At 71.2% G+C, this 22,186-nt stretch carries 24 protein-coding genes and 1 tRNA gene; 20 read left to right on the top strand and 5 right to left on the bottom strand.

Annotation, left to right across the window (positions count from 1 at the left end; translation table 11 throughout):
- Window positions 1-4 precede the first annotated feature (4 nt).
- The 8 genes from AB0K51_RS18460 (at window position 5) to AB0K51_RS18425 (ending at window position 5,569) form a co-directional block, all read left to right on the top strand.
- A complete protein-coding gene (locus AB0K51_RS18460; RefSeq protein WP_363456170.1) occupies window positions 5-580 on the top strand; it encodes a DUF2017 domain-containing protein in 576 nt (191 codons plus the stop codon).
- Between the two features lie 127 nt (window positions 581-707).
- Entirely contained in the window at window positions 708-2,165 is a 1,458-nt protein-coding gene (locus AB0K51_RS18455) for an amino acid permease (RefSeq protein ID WP_363456168.1), read from the top strand.
- 21 nt (window positions 2,166-2,186) lie between these two features.
- On the top strand, window positions 2,187-2,618 hold the full coding sequence (locus AB0K51_RS18450; protein ID WP_363456165.1) for a M67 family metallopeptidase: 432 nt from the start codon (window positions 2,187-2,189) through the stop codon (window positions 2,616-2,618).
- A gap of 141 nt (window positions 2,619-2,759) precedes the next feature.
- A complete protein-coding gene (locus AB0K51_RS18445; protein WP_324606789.1) occupies window positions 2,760-2,873 on the top strand; it encodes a putative leader peptide in 114 nt (37 codons plus the stop codon).
- A 106-nt stretch (window positions 2,874-2,979) separates the two neighbouring features.
- On the top strand, window positions 2,980-3,258 hold the full coding sequence (locus AB0K51_RS18440) for a MoaD/ThiS family protein (RefSeq protein ID WP_363456162.1): 279 nt from the start codon (window positions 2,980-2,982) through the stop codon (window positions 3,256-3,258).
- Window positions 3,258-4,226, top strand: coding sequence for a cysteine synthase (locus AB0K51_RS18435; RefSeq protein ID WP_363456159.1), 969 nt, complete (start codon window positions 3,258-3,260; stop codon window positions 4,224-4,226). The genes AB0K51_RS18440 and AB0K51_RS18435 overlap by 1 nt, the downstream gene beginning before the upstream one ends.
- 239 nt (window positions 4,227-4,465) lie before the next feature.
- Window positions 4,466-4,654: a MerR family transcriptional regulator gene (locus AB0K51_RS18430; RefSeq protein ID WP_363456156.1), complete on the top strand. Its 189-nt coding sequence runs from the start codon at window positions 4,466-4,468 to the stop codon at window positions 4,652-4,654.
- Window positions 4,655-4,816: 162 nt separating this feature from the next.
- Entirely contained in the window at window positions 4,817-5,569 is a 753-nt protein-coding gene (locus tag AB0K51_RS18425; protein ID WP_363456153.1) for an MBL fold metallo-hydrolase, read from the top strand.
- On the opposite strand, the gene AB0K51_RS18420 is transcribed toward AB0K51_RS18425, so the two are convergent.
- Window positions 5,557-6,471: a branched-chain amino acid transaminase gene (locus AB0K51_RS18420; RefSeq protein WP_363456151.1), complete on the bottom strand. Its 915-nt coding sequence runs from the start codon at window positions 6,469-6,471 to the stop codon at window positions 5,557-5,559. The genes AB0K51_RS18425 and AB0K51_RS18420 overlap by 13 nt on opposite strands.
- 140 nt (window positions 6,472-6,611) lie before the next feature.
- On the opposite strand from AB0K51_RS18420, the gene AB0K51_RS18415 reads away from it, so the two are divergent.
- Window positions 6,612-7,559 (top strand): helix-turn-helix transcriptional regulator, encoded by a 948-nt coding sequence (locus AB0K51_RS18415; protein WP_363456148.1) that lies wholly within the window; start codon window positions 6,612-6,614, stop codon window positions 7,557-7,559.
- 7 nt (window positions 7,560-7,566) lie between these two features.
- Here the strand turns inward: AB0K51_RS18415 and AB0K51_RS18410 are convergent, their stop codons facing one another.
- Both AB0K51_RS18410 and AB0K51_RS18405 read right to left on the bottom strand, forming a co-directional pair.
- Entirely contained in the window at window positions 7,567-8,814 is a 1,248-nt protein-coding gene (locus tag AB0K51_RS18410) for a PTS transporter subunit EIIC (RefSeq protein ID WP_363456145.1), read from the bottom strand.
- Window positions 8,815-9,060: 246 nt separating this feature from the next.
- On the bottom strand, window positions 9,061-10,353 hold the full coding sequence (locus AB0K51_RS18405) for a PTS transporter subunit EIIC (protein ID WP_363456142.1): 1,293 nt from the start codon (window positions 10,351-10,353) through the stop codon (window positions 9,061-9,063).
- 370 nt (window positions 10,354-10,723) lie between these two features.
- Between AB0K51_RS18405 and AB0K51_RS18400 the strand changes: the two genes are divergently transcribed.
- The 4 genes from AB0K51_RS18400 (at window position 10,724) to rdgB (ending at window position 12,972) form a co-directional block, all read left to right on the top strand.
- Window positions 10,724-10,957, top strand: coding sequence for a PTS glucose/sucrose transporter subunit IIB (locus tag AB0K51_RS18400; protein WP_363456140.1), 234 nt, complete (start codon window positions 10,724-10,726; stop codon window positions 10,955-10,957).
- A gap of 92 nt (window positions 10,958-11,049) precedes the next feature.
- Window positions 11,050-11,775 (top strand): ribonuclease PH, encoded by a 726-nt coding sequence (rph, locus tag AB0K51_RS18395; protein WP_363456137.1) that lies wholly within the window; start codon window positions 11,050-11,052, stop codon window positions 11,773-11,775.
- 133 nt (window positions 11,776-11,908) lie between these two features.
- Window positions 11,909-12,304 (top strand): hypothetical protein, encoded by a 396-nt coding sequence (locus AB0K51_RS18390; RefSeq protein WP_363456134.1) that lies wholly within the window; start codon window positions 11,909-11,911, stop codon window positions 12,302-12,304.
- Between the two features lie 62 nt (window positions 12,305-12,366).
- Window positions 12,367-12,972: an RdgB/HAM1 family non-canonical purine NTP pyrophosphatase gene (gene rdgB / locus AB0K51_RS18385; protein WP_363456131.1), complete on the top strand. Its 606-nt coding sequence runs from the start codon at window positions 12,367-12,369 to the stop codon at window positions 12,970-12,972.
- A 71-nt stretch (window positions 12,973-13,043) separates the two neighbouring features.
- Here the strand turns inward: rdgB and AB0K51_RS18380 are convergent.
- A tRNA-Leu gene (locus AB0K51_RS18380) sits at window positions 13,044-13,127 on the bottom strand.
- A 215-nt stretch (window positions 13,128-13,342) separates the two neighbouring features.
- On the opposite strand from AB0K51_RS18380, the gene AB0K51_RS18375 reads away from it, so the two are divergent.
- Together AB0K51_RS18375 and AB0K51_RS18370 are read left to right on the top strand one after the other, a co-directional pair.
- Window positions 13,343-15,688 (top strand): glycosyl hydrolase family 18 protein, encoded by a 2,346-nt coding sequence (locus tag AB0K51_RS18375; RefSeq protein ID WP_363456129.1) that lies wholly within the window; start codon window positions 13,343-13,345, stop codon window positions 15,686-15,688.
- Between the two features lie 256 nt (window positions 15,689-15,944).
- Window positions 15,945-18,359 carry a chitinase C-terminal domain-containing protein gene (locus AB0K51_RS18370; RefSeq protein WP_363456328.1) on the top strand — a complete coding sequence of 805 codons (2,415 nt, stop codon included), beginning with the start codon at window positions 15,945-15,947 and terminating at the stop codon, window positions 18,357-18,359.
- A 73-nt stretch (window positions 18,360-18,432) separates the two neighbouring features.
- Here the strand turns inward: AB0K51_RS18370 and bcp are convergent, their stop codons facing one another.
- On the bottom strand, window positions 18,433-18,906 hold the full coding sequence (gene bcp / locus AB0K51_RS18365; RefSeq protein ID WP_363456126.1) for a thioredoxin-dependent thiol peroxidase: 474 nt from the start codon (window positions 18,904-18,906) through the stop codon (window positions 18,433-18,435).
- Window positions 18,907-19,044: 138 nt separating this feature from the next.
- Between bcp and AB0K51_RS18360 the strand changes: the two genes are divergently transcribed.
- From AB0K51_RS18360 to AB0K51_RS18340, 5 genes are all read left to right on the top strand, one after another.
- Window positions 19,045-19,395: a DUF3618 domain-containing protein gene (locus tag AB0K51_RS18360; protein ID WP_363456123.1), complete on the top strand. Its 351-nt coding sequence runs from the start codon at window positions 19,045-19,047 to the stop codon at window positions 19,393-19,395.
- 175 nt (window positions 19,396-19,570) lie between these two features.
- On the top strand, window positions 19,571-19,873 hold the full coding sequence (locus tag AB0K51_RS18355) for a co-chaperone GroES (protein WP_363456325.1): 303 nt from the start codon (window positions 19,571-19,573) through the stop codon (window positions 19,871-19,873).
- 171 nt (window positions 19,874-20,044) lie between these two features.
- The gene (locus AB0K51_RS18350; protein WP_363456120.1) at window positions 20,045-20,851 is read left to right on the top strand and encodes an ABC-2 family transporter protein; all 807 of its coding nucleotides are present in this window, start codon (window positions 20,045-20,047) and stop codon (window positions 20,849-20,851) included.
- Window positions 20,844-21,671, top strand: coding sequence for an ABC-2 family transporter protein (locus tag AB0K51_RS18345; protein WP_363456118.1), 828 nt, complete (start codon window positions 20,844-20,846; stop codon window positions 21,669-21,671). The genes AB0K51_RS18350 and AB0K51_RS18345 overlap by 8 nt, the downstream gene beginning before the upstream one ends.
- Before the next feature lie 30 nt (window positions 21,672-21,701).
- Window positions 21,702-22,186 (top strand): ATP-binding cassette domain-containing protein (locus AB0K51_RS18340; RefSeq protein WP_363456115.1); only part of this gene is annotated, 485 nt, incomplete at its 3' end.

The raw sequence follows: 22,186 nt of genomic DNA, 5'->3' as shown, positions 1-22,186 counted from the left end.
ACCCATGGCCGGTTTGTTCGAAAGCACCGGAAGCGGCGGCGCGGCGATCGCGCTGGACGAGGTGGAGTGCTCCATCCTGCGCTCGCTCGAGGTGCAGATGCTGGAGCTGATCGGCCCGCCGCCGGGCGGGGAGAGCACCGACCCGCTGGCCGCGCTGTTCGCCGAGGGCCCCAGCGAGGCGCCCGCCGACCCCGCCCTGCTCCGGCTGTTCCCGGACGCGTACGGCGGCCCCGGCGCCGCCGAGGACGCGCAGACCGCCGAGATGTCCGCAGAGTTCCGCCGCTACACCGAGCTCGACCTGCGGGCCCGCAAGCGCGAGGACGCGCTGGCCGTGGTCCGGTCGCTGGACGGGCTGGCCGGCGAGGGCGGCGTGGTCAAGCTGGAGCCGGCGCAGTGCCCGCGCTGGCTGGGCGCGCTCAACGACCTGCGGCTCACCCTCGGCTCCCGGCTGGAGGTCGCCGAGGACGACGAGGAGGGCCTGTACCAGCTGCCCGAGGAGGACCCGCGCAAGCCGCTGGTGATCGCCTACCTGTGGCTCGGCGCGATGCAGGAGAGCCTGCTGGAGTCGATGACGGACTGACGCCGGCCCGGCCCTCCGCCGCCCGCGTTCATATTGTCCGTTTCCTCAGAGAACGCTCAGATTCGCCCCGTTATCTCCGGTGTGCGTGGTTCACTGCTGCCCTTGGCCGGACAGTGAGGCGAGGGCGATGGCAGAACAGACAGAGCGGGCGTACGACGAGGCGACCACCGCGGTCGGGAACGCGCAGGAGGAGGGCTACCAGCGCGGTCTGGGCAGCCGTCAGATCCAGATGATCGCGATCGGCGGCGCGATCGGCACCGGCCTGTTCCTGGGCGCGGGGACCGCGATCTCCAAGGCCGGGCCGAGCCTGATCCTCAGTTACGCGGTGGCCGGCGTGGTGATCTTCGTGATCATGCGGGCGCTCGGCGAACTGCTCACCTACCGGCCGGTCTCCGGCAGCTTCGCCGAGTACGCCCGGGAGTTCCTCGGCCCGTTCGCCGGGTTCGTCACCGGCTGGACGTACTGGCTCTTCTGGGTGGTCACCGGCATGGCCGAGACCACCGCCGCCGCGGTCTACGTGCGGTTCTGGGCGCCGGACATCCCGCAGTGGCTGACCGCGCTGGTGTTCCTGGTGCTGCTGTACGCGGCCAACCTGATCTCGGTGAAGCTGTTCGGCGAGATCGAGTTCTGGTTCTCCATGGTCAAGGTCACCGCGATCATCGGGATGATCCTGATCGGCGTCGGCGTGCTCACCCTGGGCTTCTCGGACGCCGGGGACACCGCCTCGGTCAGCCACCTGTGGGACCGGGGCGGCTTCTTCCCGCAGGGCGTCGGCGCCACCGTGATGACCCTTCAGATCGTCATGTTCGCCTACCTGGGCGTGGAGTTGGTGGGCGTCACCGCCGGCGAGAGCGAGAACCCGGAGAAGACCCTGCCGCGGGCGATCAACACCCTGCCGCTGCGGATCGCGCTGTTCTACGTCGGCGCGCTGGTGATCATCCTGTCGCTGGTGCCGTGGACCGAGTTCCAGCCCGGGGTCAGCCCGTTCGTCGCCGCATTCGGCAAGATCGGCATCCCCGCCGCGGCCGGGATCATCAACTTCGTGGTGCTCACCGCGGCGCTCTCCTCCTGCAACTCCGGGATGTACTCCACCGGCCGGATGCTGCGCGACCTGGCCCTGCGCGGCCAGGCCCCCGGCCGGCTCACCCGCCTCAACGGGCGGCGCACGCCAGCCGCCGCGATCACCCTGTCCTGCCTGCTGATGGGCGCCGGGGTGGTGCTCAACTACCTCGTCCCCGAGCGGGCGTTCCAGTACATCACCTCGATCGCCACCGTTTGCGGCCTGTGGACCTGGGGCGTCATCCTGGCCAGCCAGCTGCGCTACCGCGCCGCCTGGACCAGCGGACGCCTGCCGGCCCCGAGCTTCCGCGCCCCCGGCGGCCCGCTGCGCAGCCGGCTGGCGCTGGCCTTCCTGGTCCTGGTCGCGGTCCTGATCGCCTTCGACGAGAACGCCCGCATCTCGCTGTACGTCTTCCCCGGCTGGGCGCTGTGCCTGGTGATCGGCTACGCGGTGCTCAAGCGCCGCGCCCCGTCCGCCCTGGACGGCGCCCCGGACCCGCACCGCCACGCCGGAAGCCGCGGATAGCCGCTCGCTATCCTGGCCCGCATGCTGACCATCACCCGAGAACTGCGCGACCGGATCGTCGCCCACGCCCGCGAGGACCACCCCGACGAGGCGTGCGGCGTGGTCGCCGGACCGGCCGGCAGCGGCCGGCCCGAGCGGTTCGTTCCGATGCTCAACGCGGCCCGCTCGCCCACCTTCTACGAGTTCGACTCCGGTGACCTGCTGAAGCTCTACCGCGAGATGGACGACCGGGACGAGGAGCCGGTGGTGATCTACCACTCGCACACCGCCACCGAGGCGTACCCGTCCCGCACCGACGTGAGCTACGCCTCCGAGCCGTTCGCCCACTACGTGCTGGTCTCCACCGCCGAGGGCACCGGCGCGGACGACCCCTACCAGTTCCGCTCGTTCCGCATCGTGGACGGCGTGATCACGGAGGAAGACGTCGAGGTGGTCGAGGCCTACCAGGCCTGAGCCGGAGCCGCCCGGGGACGGGCCCGTCCGCACCGCGCCCCGCGCGGCGGCCGGGCCCGTCTTCTCATTCCCTGGAACGCAGACGACCGGATGGCGAGACGGAGCTGTCACTGCGGGGGCGGGAATCGATACGATGCGTCCATGCGTTCCGTCGATGTGAGCAACCAGGCCCCAGGCATCCGCCTCGTGGCGCGCCTGCACGTCGACCTGTGCCGGCTCGCCAGCGCGATCTGTCCCGGCACCGCCGCGCGCTGACGCGGCAACGACCCGCCCGAACTCCGGCCCCGCGTCCCGGGGCCGTTCCCTCCTGCCGCGCCCACGCCGGCCCGGCCCCCGAATTCACTCCCACAGGAGCGCAGTCATGGCCATCGAGGTCCGCATCCCGACCATCCTCCGCAGCTACACCGACGGCGCCAAGGCCGTCGACGGCACCGGCGCCAACCTCGGGGAGCTCTTCACCGACCTCGACGCCCGCCACCCCGGCCTGGCCGCCCGCCTGCTCGAGGGCGGCGAGCTGCGCCGCTTCGTCAACGTCTACCTGAACGACGAGGACGTCCGGTTCCTGGACGGCGTGTCCACCTCCGTGGCCGACGGCGACAGCATCACGATCCTCCCCGCCGTGGCCGGCGGTATGAAGTAATGCGCTACGACAGCCCGCTCGAAGCCGTCGGCAACACCCCGCTGGTGCGGCTGCCGCGGCTGTCCGCGGCGATCCCCGGCAACGCGGACGGCCTGGTCTCGCTCTGGGCGAAGCTGGAGGACCGCAACCCGACCGGGTCGATCAAGGACCGGCCGGCGCTGCACATGATCGAGCGGGCGGAGGCGGCCGGCCGGCTCACCCCCGGTTGCACCATCCTGGAGCCCACCAGCGGGAACACCGGGATCTCGCTGGCGATGGCGGCCAAGCTCAAGGGCTACCGGATGGTCTGCGTGATGCCGGAGAACACCAGCGAGGAGCGCCGCGAACTGCTGCGGATGTGGGGCGCGGAGATCATCTCCTCGCCGGCCGCGGGCGGCTCCAACACCGCGGTGCGGATCGCCAAGGAGATCGCCGCCGAGCACCCGGACTGGGTGATGCTCTACCAGTACGGCAACCCGGACAACGCGGGCGCGCACTACGCGACCACCGGCCCGGAGATCCTCGCCGACCTGCCCACCGTCACCCACTTCGTGGCGGGCCTGGGCACCACCGGCACCCTGATGGGCGTCGGCCGCTACCTGCGCGAGAAGGTCCCCGGCGTGCAGGTGGTCGCCGCCGAGCCGCGCTACGACGACCTGGTGTACGGCCTGCGCAACCTCGACGAGGGCTTCGTACCGGAGCTGTACGACGCCGAGGTGCTGACCACCCGGTTCTCGGTCGGCTCGGCCGACGCGGTGACCCGTACCCGGGACCTGCTCCAGCAGGAGGGCATCTTCGCGGGCGTCTCCACCGGGGCGATCCTGCACGCCGCGATCGGGGTGGGCCGCAAGGCCGCCCAGGCCGGCGAGCGGGCGGACGTGGTCTTCGTGGTCGCCGACGGCGGCTGGAAGTACCTGTCCACCGGCATCTACACCGCCGAGTCCACCGAGGCGGCGGTCGAGGCCCTGCACGGCCAGCTCTGGGCCTGACGGTCCGTCGACACGGCGGCGCGGCACCCCACCCGGGGTGCCGCGCCGCCGTCGTTTCGGCAGCTCAGCGCCATGATGGTCGGATCATCGGCCCGGTGTGACACTCCGGTCTTTGTCCGTTCCCGGTGACCGCTTCGTCACCGATCGGCCACCGACCCCGGTCGGGTGCCGACCGCCGCGGGCGGCCGGGCGAGGCTGGCAGCGCTCCACTGGTTCGCCGTCATCCCGGAGGTGGGCGCATGCCCGGCCGAGAGCTCTGGTCGTACGTCGAGATCGCCCGGCACATCAACGTGCAGGCCGAGACCGTCCGCAACTACAAGCGGCACGGACTGCTGCCCGAACCGGACCGGGTGGACTCCGCCGGGCACCCGCGCTGGTACGCCGACACCATCCGGGAGTGGGCCCGCGGCCGCCCCGGCCGCCGCTGACGGGGGCCCGCCCCGTCCTGGTGATTCCGCCCACAGCCCGGCACGGGAGAGGGGGCAAAGTGCCGCCCGGCCCTTACCCTCGACAGTCAAAGACCCCGCTCCGCCCCGCCGGCGGCGCGGACGGCCGCGGACGATGGCCCGACGGGGCGGGAAGGGCTCGGCATGAAACTGACCGTGGTGGGGTGCTCGGGGAGCTTCCCGTCCGTGGACTCCCCCTGCTCCAGCTATCTGGTGGAGGCGGACGGCTACCGCCTGGTGGTCGACCTCGGCAACGGCGCGCTCGGCGCGCTGCAGAAGTACACCGGGCTGTACGACGTGGACGCGGTCCTGCTCAGCCACCTGCACGCGGACCACTGCATCGACCTGTGCGCCTACTGGGTGGCCCGCAACTACCGGGTCGAGGGCTGCCCCGATCCGGTGCCGGTGTACGGCCCGACCGGCACCGCCGAGCGCCTCGCCCGCGCCTACGACATGCCCGCGGAACCCGGGATGACCGAGGTCTTCGACTTCCGCGACCTCGCCGACGGCGCCCGCCTGAAACTCGGCCCGCTGACCGTCACCGCCGTCCGGGTCAACCACCTGGACTGCGAGGCGTACGGCTTCCGGATCGAGCACGGCGGCCGCAGCCTGGTCTACTCCGGGGACACCGGGATCTGCCCGGACCTGGTCGAACTCGCCCGCGGCACCGACCTGTTCCTCTGCGAGGCGGCTTACACCGAGGGCAAGGAGAGCTTCGACTCGATCCACCTCAACGGCCGGCAGGCCGGCGAGCACGCCGCCGCGGCCGGGGCCAAGCACCTGGTGCTCACCCACATCCCGCCGTGGACCGACCGGCAGCGCAACCGCGAGGACGCCGCCGAGGCGTTCCCCGGACCGGTGGACCTGGCGGTCGCCGGAGCCGTCTACGAGCTGTGAACCGGCGTCAGCCAGTGCCGGTACCGCACGTCCTCCCCGCTCACCGCGGCCCGGTACGCCTCCGCCAGCTTCCTGGTCAACTCGCCCTCCGCCGACGGTAGTTCACGGTCGTCCAGGGAGGCGACCGGGACCACCCCGGCGGCCGTGCCGGAGATGAACACCTCGTCCGCCGCGTACAGGTCCGAGCGCAGCAGGCTCTCCACCCGCACCTCCACGCCCAGGTCCCGGGCCAGCGTCAGCACCGTGGACTGGGTGATCCCCTCCAGCGCGCCCGCGCTCGCCGGGGGCGTGCGCAGCACGCCGTCGCGCACCGCGAAGACGTTCTCCGAGCTGCACTCGCTGACCGAGCCGTCGGTGGCCAGCAGCAGCGCCTCGTCGTAGCCCGCGTCGGTGGCCTCCCGCCGGGCCAGCGCCGAGTTGAGGTACGGGCCGGTGCCCTTCGCCGCCGGGGGGACCGAGTTGGGGTCGTTGCGCCGCCAACTGCTGGTCATCAGTCGCAGCCCGCGCCCGCCCAGGTAGTCCGGCCACTCCCAGGAGGTGATGGCCACGCTGGTGGGGGAGTGGCGCATGTCCAGCCCCATCGACCCGTAGCCCAGGAACGCCAGGTGCCGCAGGTAGCACGCCCGGTGGCCGTTGGCCCGCACCAGTGCCACCGTCGCCGCGCACAACTCATCGACGGAGTACGGCAGTTCGATGCGCAGCATGCGGGCGCTGCGGGCCATCCGGAGCATGTGCTCCGCGAGTCGGAACACCGCCGGCCCGTCGGCGGTCTCGAACACCCGGGTGCCTTCCAACACCCCGGTGCCGTAGTGCAGTCCATGGGTGAGCACGTGGACGCGCGCCTCGTGCCAGGGCACCAGCGCGCCGTCGAACCAGATCACGGAAGCCTCGGGAATCGCCATGCCGCCCATCCTGCGCAGCCGGGTCCGCCCGGCGAAGGGCCCCGGCGGCGCCGGATCAGGCCATGGCCGCCACCGGAGCACCCGTCTCGGATGCTGGAAACCGCCGTCCGACCCCCGGGCGCGGGCATAGGGTCGCCGCCGTGGAGACCAGCACCGCCCTGTATGCCCGCCTGCTCGCCGATCCCGGCCGCGCGCTGGACTCCCTGCGTGAGGAACTCGGCTGCGGAGAGCGGGAGTTCACCGAAGCGCTGGGCGAGCTGCGGACCCTCGGACTGCTCCAGCAGACCACCCGCACCGCGAGCGGCGTGGCGCCCGTCTCGGTCGACACCGCCGTCCGCCACCTGCTCGCCGACTCCGACCACCGCATCGACACGCTGCTCGGCGAGGCCCGCAGCACCCGCGACCGGATCGAGCGGCTGCACACCCGCTACCTGCCGCTGCACACCGGCACCGCCCACGAGCTGGTCCGCGGCGCCGACCGGATCGCCGCACTGCTGGAGGACGCCGCCCGCGCCGCCCGCAGCGAGGCGCTCTCGCTGCGGCCCGGCCAGGACCAGTCCGAGAGCGGCCTGGCCGAGAAGCTCGCCCGCGAGCGGATCGCCCTGGCCCACCGGGTCGCGCTGCGCACCATCTACCCGGCCGCCGCGCTGCACCAGGCCGCGGTACTCGCCCACGTCCAGCAGCTCACCGCGGCCGGCGCCAGCATCCGGGTCGCGCACACGCTGCCGCTGTGGCTGATCGTGGTCGACGCCGGCCTCGCGGTGCTGCCCGCGCCCGGCGAGCCGCTGGGCACAGCGGCGGTGGTGGTCCGCGACCGCGCCGTGGTGAGCGTAGTCCGCGAGCTCTTCGAGCACTTCTGGGCCGCGTCCTGGGTCCCCCCGGAGCTGCTCGGCCGCACCACCCCCGACGACCGCCACCGCGAGGTGCTCCGCCTGCTCGCCGCCGGCCTCACCGACCAGGCCATCGGCCGCAAGCTCGAGATCTCCGACCGCACCGTCCGCCGCCTGGTCGCCGACCTCACCACCGCCCTCGGCGCCCAGTCCCGCTTCCAGGCGGGCGTCCACGCCACCAGGCTGGGCTGGATCTGAGGAGCGCTCAGCCGTCCTCGAACCCGTCCTCCTCGCGGCCCGGTGTCTTCAGGTCGAAGCGGATGATCACGAATCTGAACACCGTGTAGTAGACCGCCGCGAACACCAGGCCGATCGGGATGATCAGCCAGGGGTGCGTCGCGTAGCGCCAGTTGAGGACGTAGTCGATCACGCCGGCGGAGAAGGTGAAGCCGTGGTGCACGCCGAGCGCCCAGGTGACCACCATGGAGGCGGCGGTCAGCAGGGCGTGGATGCCGTACAGGACCGGGGCGATGAAGAGGAAGGCGAACTCGATCGGTTCGGTGATGCCGGTGGCGAAGGAGGTGAGGGCGAGGGAGAACATCATGCCGAGCACGGCGCGGCGCCGTTCCGGGCGGGCGCAGTGGGCGATGGCGAGGGCCGCGGCGGGCAGGCCGAACATCATGACCGGGAAGAAGCCGGACATGAACTGGCCCGCGCTGGGGTCGAGTTGGAAGAAGCGGTTCTGGTCGCCGTGGACCAGCTTGCCGGCCGAGTCGGTGAAGCTGCCGGCCTGCTGCCAGAAGAAGGTGTTGACGAACTGGTGCATGCCGAACGGCAGCAGGGCCCGGTTGGCCAGCCCGAAGATCCCGGAGCCGAGCGCGCCGAGCCCGATCACCCAGTTGCTGAAGCCGTCCACGGCCGAGCCGATCGGACCCCAGCACAGCCCGAAGAAGATGCCCAGCCCGGTGCCGACGAAGGCCATGACGATCGGCACCAGCCGCCGCCCGTTGAAGAAGCCCAGCCAGTCCACCAGCCGGGTGCGGTGCAGGCGCTGCCACAGCACGGCGGCCAGCAGCCCGACCACCAGCCCGCCGAGCACGCCCGGGTCCTGGTAGGTGGCCTCCACGTCGTGGCCGGGCAGCACCTGGTAGGGCGTCTTGGGGAAGGCGGTGAGCACCTGGTGGTACGTCAGGAAGCCGACCAGCGCGGCCAGCGCGGTGGAGCCGTCGGCCTTCTTCGCGAAGCCGATCGCGATGCCGACGCAGAACAGCAGCGGCATCCAGTCGAAGACCGCGTGCCCGGAGGCGGCGAACACCTCGGCGACCTTGGTCCAGCCCAGGCCCTCGGAGCCGAAGACGTCGTCCTGGCCGAGCCGCAGCAGGATGCCGGCCGCGGGCAGCACGGCGATCGGGAGCTGCAGGCTGCGCCCGACCTTCTGCAGTGGCTGGAAGACCCGGGAGCGCCACTCCCGTCCGCCCGGTGCCGCGACGGGTGCCTGCGCAGTCGTACTCATTCGGGGTGGGTCCTCACGGCAGCGCGATCCTGGTCTAGACCACTGATGGCCTCGTGAGTTTTTCTAGCACGCGTCGAACAGCCACCGGAACCCTCTTAAGGTTCGCCGGGGACAAGCGCTACGGAATCGAAACCTTGGCCCGGTTGACGATCCCTCAATTAACGCCGTGGACCCGCCTTTCGCCATCCGGAGCAACAAATGCCGCACCCCCCGGCGCGGGGGGTGCGGCACCGCTGAGCTGCGGGCTCAGGCCTTGGTGACGTCCTCGACCTCGTCGTCGTCCTCGCGACCCGGTGTCTTCAGGTCGAATTTGACGATGACGAAGCGGAAGAGCACGTAGTAGACCACCGCGAAACACAGGCCGATCGGGATGATCAGCCAGGGTTTCGTGGCCAGGTTCCAGTTGATGACGTAGTCGATCAGACCGGCCGAGAAACTGAAGCCGTCGTGGACGCCGAGCCCCCAGGTGATCGCCATCGAGGCGCCGGTGAGCAGGGCGTGGATCCCGTACAGCAGGGGGGCCACGTAGGCGAAGGAGTACTCGACGGGTTCGGTGACGCCGGTGACGAAGGAGGTCAGGGCGACCGAGGTCATCAGGCCGTAGATCTCCTTGCGCCGGTGCGGCTTGGCGCAGGCCGCGATGGCCATGGCGGCGGCGGGGAGCGCGAACATCATGATCGGGAAGAAGCCGGAGAGGAACTGGCCGGCCGTCGGGTCGCCGGCCAGGAAGCGGCCGATGTCGCCGGTGGCGGTCTTGCCGGTGGCGGCGTTGGTGTAGGTGCCGAACTGGAACCAGACGAAGGTGTTCAGCAGCTGGTGCATGCCGATCAGCAGCAGGGCACGGTTGGCGACGCCGAAGATGCCGGAGCCGAGGGAGCCCAGGTCGGAGAGCGACTTGGAGAAGTGCTCCAGCCCGTCGCCGATGGGCTGCCAGATCCACACCATCAGCGAGCCGAACAGCAGGCCGACCAGTGCGGTGATCATCGGGACCAGGCGGCGGCCGTTGAAGAAGCCCAGCCAGTCGACCAGCTTGACCCGGTGGTAGCGCACCCACAGCCAGGCCGAGAAGAGGCCCATCGAGATGCCGCCGAGTACGCCGGGATTCTGGAAGGCGGCCGACTCCACCGTCTTGGCGGTGAAGTCGACGCAGGCCGTGCCCTCGAGGACCGAGGGGGGCGGGCAGGCCTTCGGGAAGGCGTGCAGGACGCCGTAGTAGACCAGGAAGCCGGCCACCGCGGCGAGCGCGGTGGAGCCGTCGGCCTTCTTGGCCATGCCGATCGCCACGCCGATGCAGAACAGCAGCGGCAGGCCGAGCGCCGGGTTGAGCAGCGCGCCGCCGGCGGCGGCGATCGCTGCGGCGACCTTGTTCCAGCCGAGGCCGTCCTTGCCGAAGATGTCGTCCTGGCCGAAGCGGGTCAGGAGGCCGGCGGCGGGCAGGACGGCGACCGGCAGCTGGAGGCTGCGGCCCATCTTCTGCAGGCCGCCGTAGAAGGTGTGCCACCACGTGGACTGATGCGCCGTGGCGCCTGGTGAACTCATCGTCGGCCCTCCGCTGCCGTGCCCGTCGGTCTTAGGGGTTCGTCCGTGCGTCGGCCAGGAACAACGGCGGACCGCGCCGCGTTGTGCGGGTACACCTAGAATTGGTGTAGACCACTTCCGGGCGAATGCGGAGCCGCCGGTTCGAGATCCCGATGATCGTCATCCTCCGGGTGGCGGGACGGCGGCCGCGCGCGGAGCTGGTCCGAAAGTGGACTAACGTGGCATATCGGTCGGAAACGGGTGATGCTGGTCGCGCCGTCGGACGGCGCGGCAGACTGATGCCGTGTCACCTCCGGCCGGTACCACCGCACACCGCAGTACGGCACCAGGCGACCGACCGCCGAAGCGCCGAGACAGAGGGAGAAACACCATGGCCACCAAGGCAGAGAAGATCGTCGCCGGTCTCGGCGGAATCGAGAACATCGACGAGGTGGAGGGCTGCATCACCCGGCTGCGCACCGAGGTCCATGACGCCAGCAAGGTGGACGAGGCCGCTCTGAAGGCGGCGGGTGCCCACGGTGTGGTGAAGATGGGCACGGCGATCCAGGTCGTCATCGGCACCGACGCCGACCCGATCGCCGCCGAGATCGAGGACATGATGTGAGCTGAGTCGCCGGCTCGCCGTACCGCCCGGCCCGCCCCCGCACCCGCGGGAGGCGGGCCGCGGCACGTCGGGGACCCGATACGCTCGGTCGCATGTCACGCATCGACGGCCGCACCCCCGACCAGCTCCGCCCCGTCACCATCGAACGCGGGTGGAGCAAGCACGCCGAAGGCTCCGTCCTGGTCTCCTACGGCGACACCAAGGTGCTCTGCACCGCGAGCGTCACCGAGGGCGTCCCGCGCTGGCGCAAGGGCAGCGGCGAGGGCTGGGTGACCGCCGAGTACGCCATGCTCCCGCGTTCCACCAACACCCGCGGCGACCGCGAGTCGGTGCGCGGCAAGATCGGCGGCCGCACCCACGAGATCAGCCGGCTGATCGGCCGTTCGCTGCGCGCCGTGGTCGACCACCGGGCGCTCGCCGAGAACACCATCGTGCTCGACTGCGACGTGCTGCAGGCCGACGGCGGCACCCGCACCGCGGCGATCACCGGCGCCTACGTGGCGCTGGTCGACGCGGTCTCCTGGGCGCGCGAGAAGAAGCTGCTGCGGGCCAAGGGCCAGCCGATCACCGGCGGCGTCAGCGCGGTCAGCGTGGGCATCATCGGCGGCGTGCCGATGCTCGACCTCCAGTACGAGGAGGACGTCCGCGCCGAGACCGACATGAACATCGTCTGCACCTCCGACGGGCGCTTCGTCGAGGTCCAGGGCACCGCCGAGGGCGCCCCCTTCGACCGCGACCTGCTCAACCAGCTGCTCGACCTCGGCACCCTGGGCTGCGCCGAGCTCGACGAGATCCAGCGCAAGGCGCTGGAGGCGTAACGCCAGGGCGGGAACCGGGATGGGCTGAACGGCCGTCAGTTGTCCAAAGGGATGCCCGTACGTGCTGTACAGGGCGTACGGGCAGACCTTAACGTTCGCTGAGAACCCGCACCCCCTCCCGGAGGATTCGCCGATGCACCAGGCGCTCAGCATCCACCGCTCCACCGCGCTCGCCGCCGCGGCGCTGGTGCTGGTCCTGCCACTGAGTGCGGTCAGCTGCTCCGCCGCGCAGAAGGCGGTGGACTGCGCCAACACGGCGGTGCGGATCTCCTCGGACATCACCCAGGTCGGGTCGGCCTACAACAACGCCCAGCAGGACCCGGCCGCGGCCGGGCGGGCGCTGCAGCAGCTGAAGACCGACCTGGACCAGCTCGGGCGCAACTCCTCGGACGCCGACCTGACCAAGGCGGTCGGCGACATGCAGAGCCAGGTCGCCAAGGTGCAGACCGCCATCGACAACAACCAGGTGCCCGACCTCGGACCGCTGGGCAGCGCCGCCGGGCGGCTGAGCAAGCTGTGCACCGGCTGACCTGACGGGTCGCCGGTCCCGGCAGGTCGGTCGGCGGGCCGGCGGGTCACTAGGCTGGGGCCATGACCAAGCGACTCGTTCTCGCCACCCGCAACCAGCACAAGGTCGCCGAGCTGCGCGACATCCTCGGCGCGGCCGGACTGGAGGTCGAGCTGGTCGGGGCGGACGCCTTTCCCGAGGTGCCGGACGTGCCCGAGACCGGGGTGACCTTCGCCGAGAACGCGCTGCTCAAGGCGCACGCGCTGGCCCGCGCCACCGGACTGCCCGCCGTCGCCGACGACTCCGGGCTGTGCGTGGACGTGCTCGGCGGGGCGCCGGGCATCTTCTCCGCGCGCTGGGCCGGCAAGCACGGCGACGACCGGGCCAACCTGGAGCTGCTGCTCGCCCAGCTCGGCGACATCGCCCCCGAGCACCGCGCCGCCTCCTTCGCCTGCGCCGCGGCGCTCGCGCTGCCGGACGGCACCGAGCGGGTGGTGGAGGGCCGGCTGCCCGGAACGCTGCGCACCGCGCCCGCCGGGGACGGCGGCTTCGGCTACGACCCGATCCTGCAGCCGCTCGGCGAGAGCCGGACCTGCGCCGAGTTGACCGCCGCCGAGAAGAACGCGATCAGCCACCGCGGCCAGGCGTTCCGGGCGCTCGCCCCGGTGGTGGCCGAGCTGCTCGGCTGAGCCGCCGTCAGGAACGCCGCAGGGCCCGCCCGGGATGACTCCCGGGCGGGCCCTGCGGCGTTCGTACCAGGTGCGGCCTGAGGGACTCGAACCCTCACGAGATTTCTCTCACGGGCACCTAAAACCCGGGCGTCTGCCAATTCCGCCAAGACCGCCGGCACCGACTCCCGTCATGCTACTTGGCCCCCGTGCGCCGTTGCACCACTCTTTCGGGCGGCGTCGGGCGGCCGGCGGGGTGCACCGGGGCTTGGTCAAGGATTGGTACAGACCTATTGACGCATGTGGTTCAGACCACATAACTTCGCGCCGATCCGCGTTCCCCCACGTCGCCCGGTCCCCCTGCCGGGCGCGGAGCACCCTGGAGCGACCCATGCCCGAACGCGCCACAGCCGCGCACCCCGTCGCCCGATCCGGCCGCCGACCGCTGCGGGCCGGCACCGCGCTGGCCACCGCGACCGCCCTGGTGGCGGGCGCCGCCGGACTGGTCACCGTGATCGGCGGCGCCTCCTCCGCCGCCACCGTCAACCTGCTGGGCAACGGCGACTTCGAGACCGGCACGCTGGCCGGCTGGAACTGCTCCGGCGGCCTCGGCTCGATCACCGCCACCGCCCCGCACGGCGGCAGCAAGGCGCTGCAGGCGGCGGCCTCGGCGTCCGACACCGCGCAGTGCTCGCAGACCGTCGCGGTCAGCCCCAACACCACGTACAGCCTGAGCGGTTGGCTGAAGGGCAACTACACCTACCTGGGCGTCACCGGCACCGGGACCACCGACACCTCGACCTGGGGCTCCAACGCCAACTGGGCGAGCCTCGGCACCACCTTCACCACCGGCGCCTCGACCACCTCGGTGACCGTCTACACCCACGGCTGGTACGGGCAGGGCACCTACTACGCGGACGACCTCACGCTCACCGGGCCCGGCGGCGCGACTTCCAGCAGCCCGTCCGCGAGCGCGAGTTCGACCTCCGCGAGCCCCTCGGCCTCGGCCACCGCCTCCGCCTCGCCGTCCGCCTCCGCCTCGCCCTCGACGTCCGCCTCCGCGAGCCCGAGCACCAGCGCCTCGCCGACGGCCAGCGCCAGCGGTTCGCCGACCCCGGGCGGGGACGGCGTGGTGACCACCCCGACGGGGCTGACCGCGACCGTCTCGGGCACCGCGGTCACGCTGAAGTGGAACGCCTCCGCCGACAACGCGCAGAACGGCAACAGCGCGGTCTACCGGATCTTCTCGGGCGCCAACCAGACCGCGACCTCGATGGGCACCTCGGTGACCGTCTCCTCGCTGCTGCCGAACACCGCGTACACCTTCGCGGTGCAGGGCTACGACAAGGACGGGCACAGCAGCGGGCTGTCCGCGCCGGTCACGGTGACCACCGGGGCGGCCCGCACCGGGGCGCTGAAGTCGGCGTACTTCTCGCAGTGGGGCATCTACGGGAACAAGTACTACCCGTCCAGCATGGCGGCCTCCGGCGCGGCGGCCGGGCTGAACACCATGACCTACGCCTTCGCCAACATCGACCCGGCCAACCTGACCTGCTTCGAGACCATCAAGGCCGCGGACACCAACGACAACAACCCGAACGCCGGCGACGGCGCGGGCGACGCCTTCGCGGACTACCAGAAGGGCTACACCGCCGACATCGCGGTGGACGGCACCACCGACGCCTGGACCCAGCCGCTGAAGGGCAACTTCAACCAGCTCCGCGAGCTGAAGGCGAAGTACCCGAACCTGAAGATCACCATGTCGCTGGGCGGCTGGACCTACTCCAAGTACTTCTCCGACGCGGCGGCCACCGACGCCTCGCGCAAGAAGCTGGTCTCCTCCTGCCTGGACATGTTCATCAAGGGCAACCTGCCCAGCGTCCAGGGCGACGCGGCCGGCGGGGTCGGCTCGGCCGCGGGCATCTTCGACGGCATCGACATCGACTGGGAGTACCCGGCCTCGGCCGGCGGGCACACCGGCAACCACACCTCGGCCGCCGACACCGCCAACTACACCGCGCTGCTGGCCGAGTTCCGCAACCAGCTGGACGCCTACGGCGCCACCCTGGGCAAGAAGTACCTGCTCACCTCGGCGCTGCCGAGCGGCCAGGACAAGATCGCGCTGCTGCAGACCGACCAGATCGGCAAGTACCTGGACTACGGCAACGTGATGTCCTACGACATGCACGGCGCGTGGGACGCCACCGGTCCGACGAACCTGCAGGACCCGCTGTACGACAGCCCGAACGACCCGAGCAAGGTCGTCGCCCCCGGCACCCAGAAGTACACGGTCGACAACGCGGTGAACGCCTACCTCAACGGCGCGGCGGCGTACGGCATCAAGGGCGGCTTCCCGGCGTCCAAGCTGGTCGTGGGCGTGCCGTTCTACCTGCGCGGCTGGACCGGGGTGCCGGCCGGATCGACCAACGGCCTGTACCAGAGCGCGACCGGCCCCTCCGCCGCGCAGGGCACCAGCCAGACCGCCGGCGTGGCGTTCTGGAAGGAGCTGGCGGCGGCCGGCAAGACCAGCGGCGCCTCGGTGCACTGGGACGCCACCACGCAGAGCTCGTGGATCTACGACGGCACCACCCTGTGGACCGGTGACACCCCGCAGGCGATCGCGGCCCGCGGCTCCTACGCCACCGGCAAGGGCCTCGGCGGCATCTTCGCCTACTCGCTGGAGGCCGACGACCCGTCCGGCACGCTGGTCAACGCGATGACCGCAAGCATGAAGTAGCGTCAGATTCCGCTAGGGAAGGCCGGGTCGTCCGAGTGCGGACGGCTCGGCCTTCGCCATTCAGTTGGTACAGACCTGTTGACGGCAATGGTCCAGACCTTCTAAGTTCGGCGCAACTTCCCCCACATGCGTGAGCCCCCCACAGGCATGCGCACGACACTCTCTCCCGGAGGACCGAGTGTTGATCCGAACCACGACGGAGCAGCGTCCCACCGCTGCGCGCCGTCCGAGGACCGCCCGCAAGGCGGCGTTCGCGGTGACGGCCGCGGCGGGCCTGGCGGGCCTGCTGATGGGCACCCTGGGTGTCGCGCCGTCCGCCGCCGCCGTCGACAACCAGGCCTGTCGCCCCGACGGGATGTACACCACGCCCGGCGTCGACGTGCCGTACTGCAACGTCTACGACGCCGCGGGCCGCGAGCAGATGGGCGCCGACCACCAGCGGCGCGTCATCGGCTACTTCACCGGCTGGCGCACCGGCAAGGACGGCACGCCCGCCTACCTGGTGAACAACATCCCCTGGGACAAGGTCACCCACCTCAACTACGCGTTCGCGCACGTCGCCGGTGACAACACCATCTCGGTGGGCACCGACAGCGCGGACAACGCCGCCACCGGGATGACCTTCCCCGGCGTGGCCGGCGCGGAGATGGACCCCTCGTTCTCCTACAAGGGCCACTTCAACCTGCTGAGCAAGTTCAAGAAGCAGTACCCGAACGTCAAGACCATGGTCTCTGTGGGCGGTTGGGCCGAGACCGGCGGCTACTTCGACGACTCGGGCAGCCGGGTCGGCTCGGGCGGCTTCTACTCGATGACCGTGAACGCGGACGGCTCGGTCAACCAGGCCGGCATCAACACCTTCGCGGACTCGGCCGTCACCTTCATCAAGAAGTACGGCTTCAACGGCGTCGACCTCGACTACGAGTACCCGACCTCGATGAAGGACGCGGGCAACCCGCTCGACTACTCCATCAGCAACGCCAAGCGCGGCTCGCTGATGAAGGGCTACGCGGCGCTGATGAAGACCATGCGCGAGAAGCTCGACCGGGCCTCCGCCGCCGACGGCAAGTACTACCTGCTGTCGGTCGCCGCCCCGTCCTCGGGCTACCTGCTGCGCGGCATGGAGACCTTCCAGGTCACCCAGTACCTGGACTACGTCAACATCATGTCGTACGACCTGCACGGCGCGTGGAACCAGTACGTCGGCCCGAACGCCTCGCTGTTCGACGACGGCAACGACGCCGAGCTCAAGGCCGCCAACGTGTACGGCACCTCGCAGTACGGCGGGATCGGCTACCTGAACGGCGACTGGGCGTACCACTACTTCCGCGGCGCGATGCCGGCCGGCCGGATCAACCTCGGCGTGCCGTACTACTCCCGCGGCTTCAAGAACGTCACCGGCGGCACCAACGGCCTGTGGGGCACCGCCTCCACGACCAGCTGCCCGGCCGGCTCCGGCCTCACCACCTGCGGTGACGGCGCCGTCGGCATCGACAACCTGTGGCACGACCTGGACACCAACGGCAAGGAGTCGCCCGCCGGCTCCAACCCGATGTGGCACGCCAAGAACCTGGAGGCCGGCGTCCTGCCGGACTACCTGGGCAAGTACGGCGTCACCGACACCGCGCTGAACGGCAGCTACAGCCACAACTACAGCTCCTCGCTGGTCGCGTCGTGGCTGTGGAACGCGAACAAGAAGGTCTTCCTCTCCACCGAGGACGACCAGTCCATCGCGGCCAAGGCGGACTACCTGGTCAACCAGGGCGTCGGCGGCGCGATGATCTGGGAGCTGGCCGGCGACTACAAGTGGGACGCCACCGCCAACGGCGGCAAGGGCGAGTACGTCCCGGGCAACACCATGACCTCGCTGCTGTACGACAAGTTCAAGTCGGCCTCGGCCTACGGTGCGACCCGCTCCACCATCGCGCTGCCGGCCCAGACCCTGCCGATCGACGTGTCGTTCACCAACTTCCAGCTGGGCGACAACAACTACCCGATCAACCCGAAGATCCACATCGTCAACAACTCGACGGTGACCCTGCCGGGCGGCAGCGAGTTCCAGTTCGACTACTCGGTCTCCGCGCCCAACAACGCGCACGACCAGTCGGGCTTCAACTCCTCCATCGTCCGCTCGGACAACACCGGTTCGAACGTCGGCGGCCTGAAGGGCACCTACAACCGCGTCTCGCTGAAGCTGCCGTCCTGGCAGTCGCTGGCGCCGGGCGCCGCGGTGGACGTCGACTTCGTCTACTACCTGCCGGTGTCGACCCCGTCCAACTGGACCGTGAACGTCGGCGGCACGCTGTACGGCATCACCGGCGACTTCACCCGCGGCACCACCGCGGGCACCGCCTCGCCGTCCGCGTCGGTGTCCGCGTCCACCTCCGCGTCCCCGTCGCAGTCGGCCTCGCCGTCCGCGTCGGCGTCCACCTCCGCCTCGCCCTCGCAGTCCGCGTCGCCGTCGGGCTCGGTCTCGCAGTCGGCCTCGCCGTCCGCGTCGGCCTCGACCGGCAGCTGCTCGGGTGCGCCGAGCTGGAGCGCCTCCGCGGTGTACGCCACCACCACCAAGGTGTCCTGGAAGGGCCACTACTGGCAGAACAAGTGGTGGACCACCAACGAGGACCCGTCGCTGAGCGGCGCGTGGGGCGTGTGGTCCGACCTCGGGGCCTGCTGACCCTGAGGCCATAGACGGCGGTGGCGGTCGACCCGGTCGGGGGGTCGGCCGCCACCGCTGCGTCGCGCCCGTACTACTGACCGACCTTCAGGTCCTTCAGCAGCTTCGCGACGTGGCCGGTGGCGCGGACGTTGTACAGCGCCCGCTCGACCTTGCCCTGCTCGTCCACGATCACCGTGGAGCGGATCACGCCCTGGTAGGTGCGGCCGTAGTTGGTCTTCTCGCCGAACGCGCCGTACGCCTCCAGCGCCTTGTGGTCCGGGTCGGAGAGCAGCGTCACCTTCAGGTGCTCGGTCTCGCGGAACTTGCCCAGCTTCTCCGGCTTGTCCGGCGAGATGCCGATCACGTCGTAGCCGGCGCCCGCGAACACCTCCAGGTTGTCGGTGAAGTCGCAGGCCTGCTTGGTGCAGCCCGGGGTCAGCGCCGCCGGGTAGAAGTAGACGATCACCTTGCGGCCGAGGTGGTCGGCGAGCGACACCTCGTTGCCGTCGGCGTCGGGCAGGGTGAAGGCGGGGGCGGTGTCGCCCGCCTGCAGGCGGTCGCTCACGGTGGTGCTTCTCCTCGTGGCCGGTGCGGGTGGTCGTGCTCCCTGCCAACCTACCTCCGTTGGTGGGTGGTACTGCGCGCGCTCGGCGCCGAGCTGACAGACTGTCGGTCGAAGAAGAAGTACCTGGCGGTAACAGAGATGGGGTGGCCTCAAGTGGCAGCGAGCAGCAGGGACACGTCGGCGCGGACGGCGGCCCAGATCGAGGCGGACATCGCCGGCACCAGGGAGCGGCTCGCGGGCACCCTCGACGAGCTCGCCATGCGCGTCCACCCGGCGACCGTCGCCGCCCAGACCAAGGCCAGGCTGCTCGCCTCGGTCGAGCAGAAGGCCGGGCAGGCGTACGTCGCCGCGAGCGGGGCCGTCGAGCAGGTGAAGTCGCGGTTCGTCGACGAGAAGGGGCGGCCGCGGCCCGAGCGGATCGTGCCGGTCGCGCTGGTCGGGGTCGGCGTGGTGCTGCTGGTCGCCTCCGCGCGGCGGCGCCGGCGCTGAGGCGTGCGCGACGGCCACGGGGTCCGGGTGTGTCGCCCAGGGCCCCGTTCGTCGTGTACGGGGCTGCGCCCGGTACGGTCGAGGAGTGAGTGAGAACGAGAAGCAGGGCACGGCAGACGCCAACGACGAGGGCGCGCGGCGGCACGACCGGCTCGGGGAGAAGCTTCCGATTCGGATGCTGCACGACCGGGTCCTGGTGAAGACCGAGGCGGGTGAGGGCGAGCGCCGCTCCACCGGCGGCATCCTGATCCCCGCCACCGCCGAACTCTCCCGCCGCTGCACCTGGGCGGAGGCGGTCGCCGTCGGGCAGAGCGTCCGCTCCGTGGAGCCCGGCGACCGGGTGCTCTACGACCCGGAGGACAAGCTGGAGGTCGAGGTGCGCGGGGCGACGTACGTGCTGCTGCGCGAACGCGACCTGCACGCGGTGGCGGCGGGCCGGTTCGGCGACCTGGAGGGGTCGACCGGGCTGTACCTGTAGCGGGACCGGTCCGGGGTCCGCGGCAAAAGGGGGTGCGGGGCCCCGGGGCGCGGGAATACCTTGGGGGGACAACTGCATGCGGATCGAGGGCCTCGGCCCGGTACCCCCCGGGGTGCTGGGGGTCGGGGCTGTCGGCGTGTGCCCTGAGGATTGTCGACAAGGAGACAATGCATGGGCGGCGGGGTGTACGGGGCGGTGGCCCGGGGGGCGTTTCGGCGGTATTCGACGTATCGGGCGGCGACGGTGGCGGGGGTGGTCACCAACTCGGTGTTCGGGGTGATCCTGACGTTCACGTTCCTCGCGTTGTGGCAGGCCAGACCGGGCCTGGGCGGGTACGACGCGGGGCAGGCGGTGACGTACATCTGGATCAGCCAGGGGCTGCTGGTGACGGTGGCGGTGTGGGGCGGCGGGTTCCAGGACGACGTGCAGGCGCGGTTCCGCAGCGGGGACATCGCGATCGACCTGTACCGGCCGGTGGACTTCCAGGGCTGGTGGCTGGCCTCGGACCTGGGGCGGGCCGGGTTCCAACTGGTGACCCGCGGGGCGGTGCCGCTGCTCGCCGGGACGGCGCTGTTCGACCTGCGGCTGCCGCAGCGGCCGCTGGTGTGGGCGGAGTTCCTGCTGTCGGTGCTGCTGGCGGTGGTGGTGAGTTTCGGGCTGCGGTTCCTGGTGTCGCTGACCGGCTTCTGGCTGCACGACGCCGAGGGGGTGCGGGCGGCGATGATGGTGGCGGCGATGTTCTTCTCCGGCACGCTGCTGCCGCTCGCGCTCTTCCCCGGCCTGCTGGGCGAGTTGGCGCGGGTACTGCCGTTCGCCGCGCTGGTGCAGCTGCCTGCCGACGTGCTGCAGGAGCGGCGTACGGGGGTCGCCCTGCTCGGCCTGTACGGGTTCCAACTGGCCTGGGCGGTCGCGCTGCTGGCGCTCGGACGGGCGGTACAGGCGCTGGCGGTGCGCCGGGTGGTGGTGCAGGGTGGCTGACTCCTTCGCCGGGCGCGCCGGTTGGGCGGTCCGCTCGTGGTGGCTGATCGCCGCGATGTGGGCCCGCGCCGCGCTCGCCTACCGGACCTCGTTCGCGCTGACGCTGGCGGCCAACGCGCTGATCACCTTCCTGGACTTCGCCGTCCTGCTGCTGATGTTCCACCAGACCCGCCAACTCGCGGGCTGGAGCCTGCCGGAGACCGCCTTCCTGTACGGCACCTCGTGCACCGCGCTCGGGGTGGCCAACACCGTGGTCGGCTCGGTCGGTGCGCTCGGCGAGCGGGTGCGCACCGGGATGCTGGACACGGTGCTGATCCGGCCCGCCCCCGCGCTGGCCCAACTCGCGGCCGAGCGCTTCTCGTTGCGCCGGATCGGCCGACTGGTGCAGGCCCTCGCGGTACTCGGCTGGTCGCTCGCCGCGCTGGACGTCCGGTGGACCTGGGACCGGGTGCTGATGGTGCCGGCGATGCTGCTGTGCGGCTCGGTGATCCTCTCGGCGGTGATCGTCGGCTGCTCCACCGTGCAGTTCTGGTGGGGCGACGCCGCTGAACTGCAGAACTCCGTCACCTACGGCGGGGCGACGATGCTGCAGTACCCGCCGACCGTGTTCACCCGCGAACTGGTGGCCGGCACCGTGTTCGGCATCCCGTTGGCCTTCGTCAACTGGCTGCCCGCGCTGCACGTGCTGGGCCGCCCCGACCCGCTCGGCCTGCCCGCGGCGTTCCAGTACGCCTCGCCGCTGGCCGCGCTGGTCTGCGTGCTCGCCGCCGGCCTGGCCTGGCGGACCGGGCTGCGCGCCTACCGCTCCACCGGAAGCTGAGAAGTGACGGATCGTCAGAAGGGAACTGCCATGGCGGTGATCGAGGTCGAGGACGTCCGGCGCACCTTCACGGTGCGGGCCAGGGCCGGGCGCTGGCGGCGGGAGAAGCGCGAGGTGCGGGCCGTCGACGGGCTCAGCTTCCGGGTCGAGGAAGGCGAGTGCGTCGGCTACATCGGGCCCAACGGCGCGGGCAAGTCCACCACGGTGAAGATGCTCACCGGCATCCTGGTGCCCAGCGGCGGTCGGCTGCGGGTCGCCGGGGTCGACCCGGCGGCGAAGCGGGCCGCGCTGGCCCGGCGGATCGGCGTGGTCTTCGGGCAGCGCACCACCCTGTGGTGGGACCTGCCACTGCGCGACAGCTACGAACTGGCCAGGCGGATCTACCGGGTGCCGGACGCCCGGTACCGGGCCAACCTCGACCGGTGCGTCGAACTGCTCGACCTGGGGCACCTGTTGGACACCCCGGTGCGGCAGCTCTCGCTCGGCCAGCGGATGCGCGGCGACCTGGCCGCGGC

This window comes from Kitasatospora sp. NPDC049285, from assembly GCF_040678815.1.
Lineage (GTDB): Bacteria > Actinomycetota > Actinomycetes > Streptomycetales > Streptomycetaceae > Kitasatospora.
Note: the sequence above shows the minus strand (reverse complement) of the source record. Positions and strands in the feature narration are given on the sequence as shown.